The 15,412-nt window shown below is 70.5% G+C and carries 13 protein-coding genes; 5 read left to right on the plus strand and 8 right to left on the minus strand.

Translation table 11 applies throughout. The features are described from left to right. Window positions 1-77: 77 nt before the first annotated feature. Both AB0B61_RS48515 and AB0B61_RS48520 read left to right on the plus strand, forming a co-directional pair. Window positions 78-887, plus strand: a complete 810-nt coding sequence (locus tag AB0B61_RS48515; protein WP_358447703.1) for a GNAT family N-acetyltransferase — start codon at window positions 78-80, stop codon at window positions 885-887. Between the two features lie 24 nt (window positions 888-911). Continuing rightward, on the plus strand, window positions 912-1,112 hold the full coding sequence (locus AB0B61_RS48520; RefSeq protein WP_358447705.1) for a zinc ribbon domain-containing protein: 201 nt from the start codon (window positions 912-914) through the stop codon (window positions 1,110-1,112). Window positions 1,113-1,323: 211 nt separating this feature from the next. On the opposite strand, the gene AB0B61_RS48525 is transcribed toward AB0B61_RS48520, so the two are convergent. The 3 genes from AB0B61_RS48525 to AB0B61_RS48535 form a co-directional block, all read right to left on the minus strand. Next, window positions 1,324-1,818, minus strand: a complete 495-nt coding sequence (locus AB0B61_RS48525; protein ID WP_358447707.1) for a WYL domain-containing protein — start codon at window positions 1,816-1,818, stop codon at window positions 1,324-1,326. A 264-nt stretch (window positions 1,819-2,082) separates the two neighbouring features. Further along, window positions 2,083-3,921, minus strand: coding sequence for a dihydroxy-acid dehydratase (gene ilvD, locus AB0B61_RS48530; protein ID WP_358447709.1), 1,839 nt, complete (start codon window positions 3,919-3,921; stop codon window positions 2,083-2,085). Between the two features lie 167 nt (window positions 3,922-4,088). Further along, entirely contained in the window at window positions 4,089-4,742 is a 654-nt protein-coding gene (locus AB0B61_RS48535) for a nuclease-related domain-containing protein (RefSeq protein ID WP_225292551.1), read from the minus strand. 311 nt (window positions 4,743-5,053) lie between these two features. Here AB0B61_RS48535 and AB0B61_RS48540 point away from each other — a divergent pair, with 311 nt between their 5' ends. Continuing rightward, window positions 5,054-6,460 carry an amidase gene (locus tag AB0B61_RS48540; protein WP_358447711.1) on the plus strand — a complete coding sequence of 469 codons (1,407 nt, stop codon included), beginning with the start codon at window positions 5,054-5,056 and terminating at the stop codon, window positions 6,458-6,460. Between the two features lie 251 nt (window positions 6,461-6,711). Here AB0B61_RS48540 and AB0B61_RS48545 read toward each other — a convergent pair whose 3' ends face one another. Both AB0B61_RS48545 and AB0B61_RS48550 read right to left on the minus strand, forming a co-directional pair. Then, window positions 6,712-6,948 carry a hypothetical protein gene (locus AB0B61_RS48545; protein ID WP_358447713.1) on the minus strand — a complete coding sequence of 79 codons (237 nt, stop codon included), beginning with the start codon at window positions 6,946-6,948 and terminating at the stop codon, window positions 6,712-6,714. Window positions 6,949-7,294: 346 nt separating this feature from the next. Beyond that, a complete protein-coding gene (locus AB0B61_RS48550) occupies window positions 7,295-9,319 on the minus strand; it encodes a serine/threonine-protein kinase (RefSeq protein ID WP_358447715.1) in 2,025 nt (674 codons plus the stop codon). A gap of 85 nt (window positions 9,320-9,404) precedes the next feature. Here AB0B61_RS48550 and AB0B61_RS48555 point away from each other — a divergent pair, with 85 nt between their 5' ends. Next, complete coding sequence (locus AB0B61_RS48555; protein ID WP_358447717.1) at window positions 9,405-9,701, plus strand: hypothetical protein; 297 nt, start codon at window positions 9,405-9,407, stop codon at window positions 9,699-9,701. 5 nt (window positions 9,702-9,706) lie between these two features. Continuing rightward, complete coding sequence (locus AB0B61_RS48560; protein WP_358447718.1) at window positions 9,707-10,069, plus strand: DUF5130 family protein; 363 nt, start codon at window positions 9,707-9,709, stop codon at window positions 10,067-10,069. 143 nt (window positions 10,070-10,212) lie between these two features. On the opposite strand, the gene AB0B61_RS48565 is transcribed toward AB0B61_RS48560, so the two are convergent. Genes AB0B61_RS48565 through AB0B61_RS48575 form a run of 3 tightly spaced genes read right to left on the minus strand, consistent with a single transcriptional unit; the run spans window position 10,213 to window position 15,409 of the window. Further along, window positions 10,213-11,160, minus strand: a complete 948-nt coding sequence (locus AB0B61_RS48565) for a hypothetical protein (protein WP_358447720.1) — start codon at window positions 11,158-11,160, stop codon at window positions 10,213-10,215. Window positions 11,161-11,220: 60 nt separating this feature from the next. Beyond that, the gene (locus AB0B61_RS48570; RefSeq protein ID WP_358447722.1) at window positions 11,221-12,552 is read right to left on the minus strand and encodes a serine/threonine-protein kinase; all 1,332 of its coding nucleotides are present in this window, start codon (window positions 12,550-12,552) and stop codon (window positions 11,221-11,223) included. A gap of 49 nt (window positions 12,553-12,601) precedes the next feature. Then, on the minus strand, window positions 12,602-15,409 hold the full coding sequence (locus AB0B61_RS48575) for a TIM-barrel domain-containing protein (RefSeq protein ID WP_358447724.1): 2,808 nt from the start codon (window positions 15,407-15,409) through the stop codon (window positions 12,602-12,604). Window positions 15,410-15,412: the final 3 nt, after the last annotated feature.

Consider the following 15,412-nt stretch of genomic DNA (forward strand, 5'->3'; position numbering starts at 1 on the left):
CTTCGGGCCCGGATCCCTCGGATCCGGGCCTGAAATGTCTTTGTCGTGCTTCACGGCTCCTGGCAGGATTCCAGGGCATGTGGACCTTCACCACCGACGTCGAGGAGTACGCGAGCGCCGCCGAGGCGTTCCTGCTCGCCGACCCCGTGGGCAACACGGTGCCGCTGACCGTGCTGGCCAACATTCGCGCCGGGATGCCGGCCGATGACGCCTCCTTCGGCTGGTGGACCACCGACGGCGAAGTAAGGGGGGCGGCCTTCCGTACACCGCCGCATCCGATCGGCCTGGCCCGCATGCCGGTCGAGTCCATCGGGCCGTTCGTCACTGCGTGGCGGGGCGAGATCACGGAGGTCCTGGGCCCGCTGGAGCTGACCGGCGCGCTCGCCGAGGTGCTCGGCGAGCCCCGCTCCGTACTGTCGGAGCGCCTCTACCGTCTCGGCACCCTGATCGTCCCCGAGACGGCGGGCCACGGCCGCCTGGCGGGTGTCGCCGACTTTCCGCTGCTGGTCGCCTGGTTCCAGGCGTTCGGCGAGGAGGTGGGTCTGGGCGTGGGCGGGGATCCCGTTCAGCAGGTCGAGCACCGGCTGGCCGGGCGGCAGCTGTTCATGTGGGAGGCGGACGGGGTCCCGGTGTCGATGGCCGCCCTGTCGCCCGCGGCGGGCGGCGTCTGCCGCATCGGGCCGGTGTACACGCCGCCGTCCTGTCGCAGACGGGGGTACGGCGCCGCGGTCACCGCGTTCGCCAGCAGGGTCGCGCTGGAGACGCGCTGTGCGCAGGTGGTGCTCTTCGCCGACCTGGCCAATCCGACGAGTAACGCCGTCTACCGGTCGATCGGCTACGAGCCCGTCTACGACTACGCCCAGGTGACCTTCGGATCTTTGCCGTAGTCTCGTTTGCCGTAGTCTTGGGGCATGCCGCGCTATGACTTTCGCTGCCGTGCCTGCGGGTCGACCTTCGAGGTGACCCGCCCGATGGCCGCCTCCGACGAGGCGGCCGCGTGCCCCGAGGGGCACGACGACACCGTCAGGTTGCTCTCCACGGTCGCGATGACCGGCGGCGCCGCCGCTCCGCGCTCGGGTGGCGGCTGTTGCGGCGGGGGTTGCTGCGGCTGACGCCCGGGTTCACCGGCCGCCCAAGCCCGCCCCGCGGTGCCGCAGGCCATTAGGCCGACCCGCCGCGCCGACAGCTGGGGCGCGACGGGTCGAGCCTCGACCCGGTCTTCCGGCGGGGCATGTCTTAGGTGACGCGGGCCTCGCCCAGCCTTGCGGGCGGGGTGCTCGCTAGGCAGTGCGAGCCCCGCCCGGCCTTCGGGAAGGATGCTGCTTAGGCGGCGCGAGCCCGCTTGCGTCGCTGGAACGGCAGGAACCGGTCGGCCAGGTGCGGCCGGGACGGGGTCAGCGTCGGCTCGACCGCGAGAATCCGGTCGAACCGGAACGCCCGGATGGCCCGCCGCATCCGGCAGACCCCGACGAGATACCAGTATTCGCGATGCACCAGGCACGTCACCGGCTCGACATCCCGAGCCGTGACATGTCCTGAAGCATCCCGATAGTGCAGACGAATCATCAGCCTGCTGGTGATGGCGTCCGCGATGAGCCTGGCCCGCGACGCGATGTCCACGGGCAGCGGCTCGGTGAGCGTCGTGAGGGTGGTGGAGATGACGTCATCGTCGAGCTCCAGATGCTCGAGCGCGTGCTGCAGACCGCGCCTGGCGGTGACGGCCTGCGGACCGGACCCCAGATGAGCGAGGGACAGAGCGAGGGCAGCGATCTCGGCGGTGGTCAGCGGGCGAGTGTGGGAGTTCACGCCTGTAGCCATACCCCCACAATAGAGACGACCACCGACAGTTTTCGAAAGCCTGTACGGCTGGTAAGCACCCTGTATCGAACGAATAAGGCCCGTCAGACGCCACGCCACCACTGACGGAAGCCGCGACGTGAAGCCGCACGCCATCACTGACGGAAGCCATGGCCGGCAAGACGCACGTCACGGCGCTCAGCCGGTGAACCGGAGGAGCGTGCCCCTGGACAGACGTCGGCAGGCACGGCGGGTGGGGCCCACCGTGCCTGCCGTAAAGAAAACTTATCGAGACAGCTGGGAGAGGTCGCGAGAGGCGCCCGTGGAGGCCGAGGTCGTCATGGCCGCGTACGCCTGGAGAGCCGCGCTGACGGGCCGGTTGCGGTCGCGGGGCCGGTAGCCGCCCAGGTCGGCGAGCAGGCGCGTACGGCGCGCCGCCAGCTCGGCCTCGGGGACCCGGAGCTCCAGCAACCGGTTCGGGATGTCGATCTCGATCGTGTCGCCGTCCTCGACCAGCGCGATCATGCCGCCCTCGGCCGCCTCCGGAGAGGCGTGCCCGATCGACAGCCCGGACGTGCCGCCGGAGAAGCGGCCGTCGGTGACCAGCGCGCACGCCTTGCCCAGGCCCCTGCCCTTGAGGAACGAGGTCGGGTAGAGCATCTCCTGCATGCCCGGCCCGCCCTTCGGCCCCTCGTAGCGGATGACGACCACGTCGCCCTCCTTGACCCGGTCGCCGAGGATGCCCTCGACCGCCTCCTCCTGCGACTCGAACACCACCGCCGGCCCGGTGAACTTCCAGATCGACTCGTCGACCCCGGCCGTCTTCACCACGGCGCCGTCACGCGAGATGTTGCCGTAGAGCACCGCGAGCCCGCCGTCCGAGCTGTAGGCGTGCGCCAGGTCACGCACGCAGCCCTCAGCCCGGTCGAGGTCGAGGTCGTCCCAGCGGTTGTCCTGCGAGTATGGCTTGACCGTGCGGACGTTGCCCGGCGCCGCGTGCCACAGCTCCAGGGCCTCGGGCCGCACCGTGGGCGACTGGGGGTCCCAGGCGGCGATCGTCTCGCCGAGCGTGGCGCCGTTGACCGTCGGCACGTCGCGGTGGAGCAGCCCGGCGCGGTCGAGCTCACCCAGGATGGCCGGGATGCCGCCCGCGCGGTGCACGTCCTCGACGTGGTACTTGTTCGTCGCCGGAGCCACCTTGCACAGGCACGGCACGCGCAGCGAGATCTCGTTGATCTCCTTGAGCCCGAAGTCGACCTCGGCCTCGCGGGCCGCGGCCAGGATGTGCAGGATCGTGTTGGTCGAGCCGCCCATCGCCACGTCCAGCGCCATCGCGTTCTCGAAGGCCTCGCTGGTGGCGATCGAGCGCGGCAGCACCGACTCGTCGCCGTCCTCGTAGTAGCGGCGGGTGATCTCCACGAGCTGGCGCCCGGCGTCCTCGAACAGGTTCTTGCGCGCCTTGTGCGTGGCCAGGATCGTGCCGTTGCCCGGCAGCGCGAGGCCGATCGCCTCGGCCAGGCAGTTCATGGAGTTGGCGGTGAACATGCCCGAGCACGACCCGCAGGTCGGGCAGGCGTTCTCCTCCATCTCCAGCAGGTCCTCGTCGGAGACGCTGCTGTCGGCGGCGGCGATCATCGGGTCGATCAGGTCGAGCTTGCGGCCGGGCGTCTTGCCCGCCTCCATCGGCCCGCCCGAGACGAAGATCGTCGGGATGTTGAGCCGGAAGGCGGCCAGCAGCATGCCCGGCGTGATCTTGTCACAGTTGGAGACGCAGATCATGGCGTCGGCGCAGTGGGCGTTGACCATGTACTCGACGGCGTCGGCGATCAGCTCGCGCGACGGCAGCGAATAGAGCATGCCGCCATGGCCCATCGCGATGCCGTCGTCGACCGCGATCGTGTTGAACTCGCGCGGGATCGCCCCCGCCTCGCGGATCGCGGCGGACACCACGTCGCCGACGTCGCGCAGATGAACGTGACCCGGCACGAACTGCGTGAAGCTGTTGGCCACGGCGATGATGGGTTTGCCGAAATCACTCCCGGCTACGCCGGTCGCCCGGAGGAGGGCGCGGGCGCCGACCATGTTCCTGCCGTGGGTGACCGTACGAGACCTGAGGGCGGGCATTGAACTTCTCCCATCGTTGCGAGTCCTCACATCGTACGACCATTTGCCCGGTTGCTGAGACAACTGTCCATCGCTCGGACGCGTACGGCGGCGAGCTGGGTGGGTCCCGGAATGCCAGAGGCACGCCCGCCGGGACTGCGGCGGGCGTGCCTTCAGAGATCAGTCGGTCAGTCCTCGCCGTATCTGGCGGGCAGGACCTGGGCCGCGATGTCGTGCAGACGGTCGATCTCGGCCTTGGTCAGCGCCCGCTCCCGCTTGGTGATCCACTTGCGGGCACGGGCGCCCTCGTAGACGTCCACGCCACGGATCGTCATGATCTTCCACGGCACGGGTGGCCCGTAGATGGCCAGCGAGGGCACGACAGAGATCTCCTTGCCGTAGGCCTCGCTGATCAGCTCGCTGGCCCGCGACGCCTCCCACTTGGCCTCGGTGAGACGCGGCTTCATGTCGAACGGCCCATGGAAGAGCTTCTTGCCCATCTGGACGCGTACGGGCAGCCGTTTGTCCCACTTCTCGGAGTCGACCGCGTAGACGCCCGTCGGACCCACCACGAGGTGGTCGATCTGGGCTTCGCTGTCCGGGATCGCCCGCGCGTGGAGCGTGCGATAACCGTTGCGTTCGAGCTTGCGTAGTTGGGCCTCGGTGCGGCGCTCCGCGATGGAGGCACGGCGCCAGGCCGGCACGGTCGAGTTGGACCGCGCTCGGTAGACAGTGTCGAGGATGGCCGCGATCACGCCCGCGGTCACGCCTACCCGCCAGTCGCCCACGAGGATGCCCACGACCACGCCAACGGGGATCGCCAGCAGGGCGCGGTTGCGCATGCGGCGGAAGCGTGGCTGTTGGAGCAGGCTGCGCAACGACGCGCGCTCGATGGGCGCGTACGTTGACGTGGGCGCCGATTGCTTCGCGGGGGCCGGCTCGCCTTCGGGTCGGTCACTCACCCAGATGGGTGACGCGTTGTGACCGTCTTCTCGCTGATGGTCGGAGTCCACGTAACTCACCGTAGCCCGTGGTTCTTGTCGATTCCTAGTGCTGCCTTGTCCATAGTTTTATGGCCCAGCTCACCGTGTTCTACGCCCGTTTTCCGGGTATCTATTACGTTCTTCTCTAGAGATGCCTAATGTGCGGTAGCGTGCGAGAACTTCACGAGCTTTCGGCGCTCGAGCAGGCGCAAGCCATCCGTGACCAGGAGATTTCGCCGGTCGAGCTCACGCGGCACTACCTCGATCGGATCGAGCGAATCGATCCGCAGGTGGGTGCGTATGTGACGGTGACCGCCGAGAGAGCCCTCGAACAGGCGCACCGCCTGGCCAAGGAGCTGCCAGACGGACCCCTCGCCGGAGTGCCGATCCCCATAAAGGATCTTAACCTGGTGAAGGACGTGCCCATCATGTTCGGGTCGTCGACATACCGGGGTTTCGTCGCGCCGGTGGACGACACGGTGGTCGAGCGCCTGCGTGACGCGGGCACGGTGATGCTGGGGAAGACCGCGACACCGGAGTTCGGCCTGCCCTGTTACACCGAGACCGCCCTCTCGCCGCCCGCCCGCTCGCCATGGGATCCGCGTACCTCCGCGGGCGGGTCGAGCGGCGGCGCCGCCGCGGCCGTGGCCGCCGGGCTGGCGCCGGCCGCGCAGGGCAGCGACGGGGCCGGTTCGATCCGCATCCCGGCGTCGGTGTGCGGGCTGTTCGGCATCAAACCCACCCGTGGCCGGATCAGCTTCGCGCCGATCATCCCCGACCTCGCGGGCCTGTCGACGAACGGCCCCCTCGCCCGAACCGTCGCCGACGCCGCCGCGCTGCTCGACGTGATGGCGCACAACAGCCCCGGCGACCTCTACCTCGCGCCGCCGCACGAAGGCACGTTCCTGCAGTGCGCCGGGCGCGAGCCGGGCCGGCTGCGCATCGCCCGCTACGCCCGGCCGGTCGTGCCCGGCGCCGACGTCCATCCGGACGTGCTCGCCGCGTACGAGGCCGCCGCCGCGACGCTGGCCGCGCTCGGCCACGAGGTCGTCGAGATCGAGCCGCCGTTCGGGCCGGAGACCGTGCCGGAGTTCACCCTCATGTGGTACGCCTTCGCCTGCATGCACCCCGTGGCCGAGGACCAGGTCGAACTGCTCCGGCCGCTCACCAGGCGGCTGCGCGAGCACGGCTTCGCCACCTCCGCCCCGGCGTTCCTGCGGGCCCAGGCCGCTCTGCAGCTGGCCACCAGGGCGGCGCTCGCGGTGACCAACGCTTATGACGCGGTGCTGACGCCGACCGTCACACAGCCGCCGCGGCCGGTGGGCTGGTTCGAGGACGTGGACGACGTCGAGGAGACGTTCGAGCGGATGAAGAGGTTCGCCGCCTTCCCCGCGATCTACAACGTGACCGGCCAGCCCGCCGTGAACCTGCCCCTGCACTGGACCGCCGACGGGCTGCCGATCGGCGTCATGCTGGCGGGCCGCCTGGGCGCCGAAGGCACACTGATCTCACTGTCGGCCCAGATCGAGTCGGCCAGGGGCGGCTTCTGGCGCGAGCGGCGACCGGCGATCTGGTAGCCCCTGGAACCTTATAGCTGGTCGTATTGCCGACAAGGACCTACAACCATGCGCATGCGTACCGTACTCATCCAGACCGACACGGCCGTGGCAGCTGACCTCAAGCCTGGCGAAACCGCCACGTTCGGCCGCGGCGCCGACGATGTCCCGGTCGACATCGTGGTGGCCGACCGAGCCGTGTCGCGGCTGGCCGGGCGCATCCAGGCGGTCGAGGACTACTGGCTCATCAGCAATCTCAGCGCCGAACGTACCTATGTGGTCGAGAACCCGGAGGGCGGCGGCGAGTTCGTCAAGGTGGCGCCGCTGCGGACGGGGATGCCGGTGCCGTTCGAGTTCTCGCGGGTGATCCTGCCGGCCGAGCACGGCACCACCGGCTTCCTGGTGTTCGCGCCCGAGCACGTGTACGGCACGGCGGCGGCGATCCCCGGCCAGGGCGCGACGACGAGGGGCGTCTTCCCGCTCGACAGGACGGCCAAGTACTTCCTCATCCTGGTCGCGCTCTGCGAGGCACGCCTGCACGACCCGTCCAGCACGGTCGTCCCGACGGTGCCGCAGCTGATCGAGCGGCTGGCGGGGCATGATCTGACCAGAAGCGGGGTGAACTTCCACATCGACTACCTGGCCGGAACCAAGCTCAGGGTCAAGCAGCCGGACGAGGGCGGCAAGGCCGACTGGCAGCGGACGGCGCTGATCAACCTGGCCCTCCGGTTCGACCTGGTCACGGACGCCGACCTGCCCTCCTCCCGTGACGACTCGTCCGGTACGCGACCTGCGGCCTGCTGTCGCTGTCGCGGTCCTGGCCGCTGGCGCTGGCGTGATGGTCGGTGGTGGCCGTCAGGACTGATACTGATCCCGATATTTCAGGACCTCCTGTACGTGGGCCTTCCACTTGGACGGCACGCCCTGCTCCCGCCTCACCGGCACCACCCCGGACACGTAGAGAGCGGCCAGCTTGGCGGCCGGATCCCCGGGCACGTCGGCGATCTGAGGACCGAGCCCGCAGAAGAAGCGGCCCATCGCGGGCAGGGACAACTCGGGGGAGAAGGGCGGCTTCGGCATCGGGTCGTTGATCCCGTTGGGCTGCCAGTACTGGAGGACTCTGGGGGTCCACCTGGCGATGCCGTACTCGTCGGCGGCCGGGTCGCTCAGGTCGGGGTCGAAGCCGCTGGCCGCCTTGACGACTCCGGCGACCAGCGCCGGCGACAGGCCCTTGACGTCGTGGCACCAGGTGCCCGCCTGGATGATCAGCGACCGGTACTGAGGCGGGATGTCCGTACCCGCCCGCAACCCCATCCCCGCCTTCGGAGACTGCGGCTCGGACACCCGCGGCGTCCCGACCGGTCTCTGAGATCCGGACGGCCCTACGGACGCGGACGGTCCTGTGGATCCAAGCGGCGCCGCGGATCCGGACCGCGAACCGGACGTCGTGAACGACCGGTCGGTGGGACGCAGCATGAGCACCGCGACGACCACGGCCAGGGCGACAGTCACGGCGCCCACCCCAGCCAGCACCGCTTTGCCCCGCCCAGCACCCGCGCCCATCTCCACGCCCGCGCCTATGCCACCACCTGGTCCTGCGCCACCACCGGAGTCTGCGCCTGCCCCCGCGCCTGCCCTCGGTCCCGCGCTACCACCCGGTCCGGCCCCACTATCCGGTCCGGCCCCGCCACCTGCGCTCGCTCCCGCGCCGCCACCCGCTCCCGCGCCGCCACCCGCTCCTGCGCCGCCACCCGCTCCCGCGCCATCACCGTGGTCTGCGCCCGTACCTGGGCCTGCATCTGCGGATGCGCCTGCACTTGCGTCCGCATCAGCATTCGCATTCGCATCTGCACCTGCGGCCGCACGGCCGCCCGCGTCCTCGCGAGTGCCCGTGCCTCTGTACGCGGCGGTCTCAACGTCCGCAGGTCTGAGGCCCGCGGTTCCCGGACGCCGCTCCGAGCCCGCCCCGTCCACCGGGAGCGCCTCCTCCGAGAGTCCGTCGTCCAGAGGTGTGTACTCCGGGAGTCCGTCGTCGAGGAGCGCCCTCTCCGGGAGTCCGTCGCCCGGTGGCGCGTACTCCGGGAACGCGTCGCCCAGGGGTGCGTCGTCCGGGGTGTTGAGGGCATCGGCGAACGAGGTGATGCTGGGCCAGCGGCGGTCCGGGTCGGGGTCGATGGCCTTCATGATGGCCGCCCCCACCCGTACCGGCACCTCCGGTCGCAACCGGTGCGGTGCCAGCCGTACCGAGCCCGAGGCGGGCAGTTGGCCCGTGAGCAGGTGGTAGGCCATGGCGCCCAGCCCGTGCACGTCGGCGCGCTCGTTCGGGGCGCCGTCCAGGCGCATCTGCTCCGGCGCCATGTAGCCGGGCGAGCCCGCCGCGATGGTGTGGCTGGTGGCGTCGGCCAGTGAGCGGGCGACCCCGAGGTCGGCCACCATGAGGCGCTCGCCACCCCCCGGAAGCGCGCGGAACAGCACGTTCGACGGCTTGAGGTCGCGGTGGACGATGCCGAGCCGGTGCAGGACCGTCACGCCCTCGGCGATCTCGCCGAGGACGCGGAGCGCCTCGGGTATGGGCAGCGGGCCGTCGAGGACGCGCCCCGCCAAAGACCCCATGTCGGCATAAGTCATGACGAAGTATGGGCGGCCATCCGGCAGTTCGCCGATGTCGTAAACCTGGACGATGCGCGGCGAGTCCGCCTGGCGCAGCAGCCGGGCCTCCTTGACGAACCGCTCGCGTACGGCCGGTTCGGCGGACCAGTTGTCGGCCAGCACCTTGATCGCCACATAGGAGTCGAGCCGGTCGTCCCGGCAGAGCCACACCGTCGCGAACGCGCCCGAGCCCAGAACGCGCTCGACGGGATACCTTCCGATCGCATCCACAGTTGAGTTGACCTTGTCTGGGGGATCTTGAGTCAGACTCTCTCACGACCGGGTCTGGCCGGACAGCCGAACCGGGATTACGTTCGTGGGTGTGGACAGCGCGCTGGAGATTCTGGCTTTTCTCTTGGGGGTTTCGCTCGCTCTGTTCGTGCTGATCAGCCTGGCGGTCATGGTGCCGGGGCGGGGTTCGGCGCGGAGGGTGGAGACGGGCCCGGTGTGGCTGGGCGGTCCGTCCGGGAGTGAGCACGGCGTGAGCACCTCGGGCCTGGTGCTGGCCGACCGGGTCGCTCATTGGGCGCCGGCGCCCGAGTCCGACTGGGTCGCGATGGCGGAGACGGCCGAGCCCGGCAGGCGCGTCGGCGGCGCTTCGGCGGGATGGTGATGGCGATGCGCGGACTGACCTCGGCCCAGGCCGACGACATCAGGCAGGCGCTCCACGTCGCCGAGCGGCGCAGCGGCCTGCGCTTCAGCGCCTTCCTCGGCGCGCCGGTCGGTGGGCGGCGGCACTTCGCCGAGCGGCTGCACGCCGCGCTCGGTGAGGAGGCCGACGAGGCGGTGGTGATCTTCGTGGACGTCGCCGGACGGGCCCTGGAGATCGTGACCGGCGAGAACGCCCGGCGGCGGCTGCCCGACACCACGTGCCGGCTGACCGCCATGTCGATGGCCACGGCGTTCAGCGCCGGCGACCTGGTGGGCGGACTGCTGTACGGCATCGGCATGCTCGGTGAGCAGGCCACCGCCAGGCGGTAGAACGGGCGTCGCCTGCGCCCCCGCGGTAGGCGACGCCCACCCCGCCTTTGCAAGCGAGGCGGGCGACGCGGTCAGCCTGGAGGCTTCCAGGGTGCCCCCGCCACCCCAGGCCCAGGGGGCAACGGCAACCCCAGGCCCAGAGGTCAGCGTTGGAGCAGGCCGGCGACATGCTCGCTGACGCCCGCCAGCAGCGTGGCGGGCACGATGGGGGCGCGGCCGATGGCCGAGAACAGCGCGGGCAGGCCGGGCAGCGGGAACCCGTCATCCTGGAGCGCGGCCGAGCCGATCTCGTTCTTGTCGAGCGCCGACCGGCTGCGCTGCCAGGCGTCGAGCACCTCTTCCGGCGAGGGCACGCCGAAGCCGTGGCCGACGGGCGCCGCGTGCCGCAGGCGTACGAGCGGCGTCTCCGCGAACGCCAGCGCGGTGCGGGCCCGTACGTGCAGGTCGGCGCGTTCTTCCGGTTCGATCCAGTGCATCGCCGTGCACGGGTTGCGGCAGGTGGCGACGCAGACGGCCATCGCGCCCGCCACCTGGCTGTGCTGCCGGTCGAAGTACGCGCGCCAGCCTTCGGGCGGCTCGCTCGCCACCCGCAGGGTCCGGTTGGTGGCCGACTGCTCGGACTTGGTGTGGTCGCACTCGCGGTCGCCGATCACGCCGAACCTGCTGCCCGGCGCGCTCAGCCCCGCGGGCCAGCGCGCGGGGTCGCCGGCATGGCCGAGATGCGGCTCGTAGGCCAGCAGCGGCAGGTATTCGCTGGCGATGTGGACGGCGGCGATCATCGGGCTCAGCTCGCGGCGTTGCCAGCGGATGGCGATGACCTCCAGCAGCAGCCCGTAGGCGGGCCGCAGTGACTCCAGCGCGCCGCGTGGCTGCTCGCGCGCGGTCTGCGGCATGTGGCAGGCCCGTGCCCGCCGCCGCAGGTCCGCGGGTACGGCCTTCGCCTCGACCGCGAAGTCCTCCGCGTCCAGCGAGAGCAGCCGGCTGCCGAACTCGCACACGTCGGCGATCTCCTCGGATGAGGCCAGCGCCCCGAGGTCGGAGAAGGCGTAGCGGCGGGCCAGCGCTACGAGCAGATCGCGAGGGGTATCCACCCGATCACCCTACTCACGACCGGATAGTCGCCTGTCCGGTCGAGACCGTCGGGAGGGCGGCTAGGTGTGGCAGGGCGCCTTGATGCACTGGATGGTGTCGGTCGGTGGCTGGCTGACCGGTGGCTCGATCGTGGGCGCCGTCGGCTCGGGTGTGGTGGGCTTGTCTGTCGGCTCGGGGTCGTCGGAGGTCGGGGTGGCCGTTGGGGCGGTCACGGTCGGGCGGGCGGTGGCCGTGGCGGTGGCGGTCGGCGTGCGGGAGACGATCGGCCGCGCGGTGGGGGAGTGCTTCGACGGAGGCGCCAGCGGCTTCTTGCTCGGCGTGACGGGGGTCGAGTGTGTGCTCGAGGCGGTCGTGACGGGGGGCAGGACGCTGCCGCTCTGCTCGGCCGCCTGGTCGTCGCGGATCCACACCGACCCGGCGACCGCCAGGGTCACCAGGACCGCGACGGTCACGGCCAGCGCGGCGGCCAGCGCGCGGCGGCCGCGTGGCGTCGGCGGCAGGTCCGGCGTGGGCGGCAGGTCCGGCAAGTCCGGCGTGGGCGGCAGAGCCGATGAGCCCAGCGAGTCAGGCGCGTCATGGGCCTTCCTCGCCGCCTCGGCCATCAGCGTGGCCGTCGGCCAGCGCCGGTCCGGGGTCTTTTCCAGCGCTCGCGTCACGACCTGGCGCGGCCCCGGCGGCACGGCGGCGGGTAGGTCCGGGACGGGGGCGTGCAGGTGCTTGTAGATGATCTGGACAGGAGTGTCGCCATCGAACGGCAACTGCCCGGTCAGGCACTGGTAGGCGACCACGCCGAGCGCGTAGACGTCGACGGCCGGGGTGACGTCGCTGGCCGTGGCCATCTCGGGGGCGCAGTAGCCGGCCGAGCAGAGCATGGCGCCGGTGGCCGTGAGCTGGACCGCGGAGACCGAGTGGGCAATGCCGAAGTCGGTGAGCACCACGCTGCCGTCGGGACGGATCATCAGGTTGGCCGGTTTGACGTCGCGGTGCACGATGCCCTGCGCGTGGGCGGCGGCCAGCGCGTCGCCGACCTCGGCGACCAGCCGCATGGTGGCCGCCGGGTCGAGCGCCTCGCGGCGCAGGACGCGGTCGAGCGACTCGCCCTCGACGAACTCCATCACCAGGAAGCTCACCTGGCGCCCGTCGACTTCGGAGCTGCCGTAGTCGTAGACGTCGACCACGCCGGGATGCCGCAGCGTGGCCATCGCCCTGGCCTCGTTCTGGAAGCGCTGGGCGAACTTCGGGTCCTCGGTCAGGGCGGGGATGAGCACCTTGACCGCGACGGTCCGGCCCAGCACTGTGTCGGTGGCCCGCCAGACCTCGCCCATGCCGCCGCCGCCCACGCGGCTGATCAGCGTGTAGCGATCGTTGAGGCTGGTCCCGGATCCGAGCACGTCTTCGAGGCTAACACCGCGACCTCGATGGACGCGCCGGATCCGGCGCTCAGAACGCCCCTGTGGTAGTGCCTCCCGTTCCCGAGGCGGGGCTGGTGAAGGTGCTGTTGCCACCGGGTTGCCACTGGTCGGCGGTGTCGGGGAAGTTCGTCTCCTGGCGCTTGACGCACTTCCACTCGATGACGGTGTTCGGCGGCAGCTTGCCGATCGTTCCGGTCCAGGTCGGGTAGGCGGTCGGCGACAGTTTGACCGCGCTCGCCACCGACCAGCCGCCGAGCTGCGGGACGCTGCCCACGGCGTAGACGGACTGGCCCGTGGTGGTCGTGCCGTTGTCGCACCTGAACGTCATCGACGCCGGCGCCTGCCCGAGCGTGAACGCGAACGTCTTGGCGGTCGTGACGCTCGTGCTCGCCGACTTGGCGACGATCAGGTTGCCGCCCGCGTTGTACCAGCCGCTGGTCGCGGCGTCGAAGGCCGCCTTGGTGGCGCGCTGGGTGAGCGCGGTGCCGTTGAGCGTGACGGCGGACGCCTGGGTGTCCGAGACCAGCTCGACCACGTTCGTCCTGCTCGCGGGCGCGCCGGTGTAGGTGCCGCCGGCCGCGGCCACCGTGACGGTCGCCGTGCCGCCGCTGAGCTGCTGGCTCAACAGCGTCGTGCGTACGGCGCCGCTCTGGTAGCCGGTCGTCGCCCCGTCGTCCTCGTACAGGGTGAAGTTCGAGGCGGCCGGGTCGGCGTAGACCCGGGCCACCAGCTCGTTCCTGGTGGTGGAGTCGGTCCGCTTGCCCACGACGTTCATGGTCTTGTCGTCCACGTACATCTTCGGGATGATCGCCCCCGCCCTGGCGAACGCCGGCAGCCGGAACGCGCCGCCGACCCAGAGCGGCCGGTCGGTGAACCACTGGCCGGTGCTGGTGAGCTTCTCGCCCGTGGCGTAGTCGAACCAGGAGCCCGCCGGCAGGTAGACGTCCCGTTTGCGCTCGTTCGCACCGGCTACGACGCCGACGAGCAGGTCGCGGCCGATGAGCTTCTCGTGCCCCATTTCGCGGACGTTCGCGTCGTTCTGGTACTGGTACACCAGCGGCGGCACCACCGGCTCGCCGTACAGGTAGGCCCGGTGGGCCAGGGAGTAGTAGTACGGCGCCAGCTCATACCGTTGCCGGAGGTTGGCGAGGTTGCTGGCCGTGTGCCCGATCGCGTCCGGCGAGGTCTGCGCGCAGTTGCACAGGTTCTCGGTGTGCGGCCGGATCGGCACCTCGAACCAGGCGCCGTCGGCGAACCACTGGGTGTAGAGCTCGTTCAGGTCGGAGTCGAGCATCTCGCGGCGGAATCCGCCGATGTCGGAGCCGTAGTAGTCGATGCCGGACATCGACATGTGCAGCTGGGCGTTCTGCTGCTGGGCCAGCGCGGTCAGCTTGGAGCCGATGTCGGCCGACCACATGGCCACGCCGTAGCGCTGCATCCCGGCGGCGCCGGAGCGGGCCAGCACGAACGGCCGCTTGGTGCTCGACGCGTAGCCCCTGGCGATGCTCTCGGCCCACTTGAGGTTGTAGACGTTGTGGTAGTCGGCGTGGGCGTGCTTGCCGGGCAGCACGCCGGACGTCCAGTCGGCCGCGTCGTACATCTCGGGTTCGCCCAGGTCCAGCCAGTGGCCCATGATGCCCTGGTCGATGAGCGGCTGGCGCTTGGTCGTCTGCCAGTAGTCGGCCGCGGCGTCCTGCGTCCAGTCGATCATGCCGCCGCGGCCCCACCAGTCGTTGGAGGTGAGGTAGACGGGCGAGCAGGTCGCGCAGCCGGACCTGACGAGGTAGCCGCGGGTGGCGAGGTCGGCGTGCTCGGCGAGGTTCTTGCCGACGTACGACTCCTCGATGGTCATCAGGCCGATGCCCTTGTTCGCCTGATAATCGGAAATAGTGGTCGCTGGGTTGGGGAAGTTGGCCGTGTCCCAGGAAAGCGTGCCCATGCGGGTGTTGTCGGACCCGGCCGTCACCCCGCCGAACCAGGGCAGATCCAGGACGAACCCATCCACGGGGAACTTCGCCGCCCGCAGCCCGTTCAGCCGGCTGTCGATCTCGGCCCAGTTGTCATAGCCGAACTCCGACACCCACATGCCGAACGCCTTCTTCGGCGGCACCGGCGGCCGGCCGGTCAGCTCCATGTAGTCCTTGCGCAGGTCGGGCAGGTCCGGCCCGGTCATCGTGTACCACCTGAGCTGGTCGCCCCAGGTGTCGACCGTCCACGGGTCGCCGGTCAGGTTCCACTCCTGCTTGTAGACCTGGTCGAGCAGCAACCCGTAGTTCAGGTTCGACGCGCCGACCCCGAACAGCACGGGGATCTGCGCGTTGCCCACCGGCCCGTTGTCGGTGTCGTAGGCCATGGCGTTGCCGTACGGACCTCCCGGGGTCCGGCCGCGTCCCACCCAGTCGCCGTCGGAGCTGCCGCCCATGAAGAACTGCTCGCCCAGCCCGTACGCGTTCTGGATCGAGCCCTTGGTGATCGTCAGGCCCTTCCACGCCTGGGTCAGGTTGCGCGGGCACGCCTCGTACAACTGCCTGACCGGGTCCGAGACCCGTACGCACAGCGTGCCGGCCGTGACCTCGACCTTCATCGAGGCCGTGGTCAGCGTGTTGCCGCTCTGACTGAACGAGGACGGACCGGTGTAGTCCTTCTTCGCCACCTGCGGCGTGGTGAACAGCGCGGATCCGGTGCCGGGGCTGGTCCCGGAGGCCAGCTCGAAGTGGACGAGGTCGTCGTCGAGGAACTCGACGATCAGATAGGCCGATCCGCTGGTGAACTGCACCCGCTGGACCGCCGCCCGCGCCTCGCCCGCGACGAGGAAGGTGCCCAGGAGAACCGTCAAGAG

Origin of the sequence: Nonomuraea sp. NPDC049158 (assembly GCF_040648335.1) — a bacterium.
GTDB lineage: Bacteria > Actinomycetota > Actinomycetes > Streptosporangiales > Streptosporangiaceae > Nonomuraea.

What these genes read in the sequence shown, in the direction of transcription:
- AB0B61_RS48545 (WP_358447713.1), bottom strand. Translation starts at nt 6,948, where the DNA reads ATGAGGAAGTACTTGGCCGTCCTGTCGAGCGGGAAGACGCCCCTCGTC.
- ilvD (WP_358447709.1), bottom strand. Translation starts at nt 3,921, where the DNA reads ATGCCCGCCCTCAGGTCTCGTACGGTCACCCACGGCAGGAACATGGTC.
- AB0B61_RS48560 (WP_358447718.1), top strand. Translation starts at nt 9,707, where the DNA reads ATGCGCGGACTGACCTCGGCCCAGGCCGACGACATCAGGCAGGCGCTC.
- AB0B61_RS48520 (WP_358447705.1), top strand. Translation starts at nt 912, where the DNA reads ATGCCGCGCTATGACTTTCGCTGCCGTGCCTGCGGGTCGACCTTCGAG.
- AB0B61_RS48535 (WP_225292551.1), bottom strand. Translation starts at nt 4,742, where the DNA reads ATGCGCAACCGCGCCCTGCTGGCGATCCCCGTTGGCGTGGTCGTGGGC.
- AB0B61_RS48525 (WP_358447707.1), bottom strand. Translation starts at nt 1,818, where the DNA reads ATGGCTACAGGCGTGAACTCCCACACTCGCCCGCTGACCACCGCCGAG.
- AB0B61_RS48515 (WP_358447703.1), top strand. Translation starts at nt 78, where the DNA reads ATGTGGACCTTCACCACCGACGTCGAGGAGTACGCGAGCGCCGCCGAG.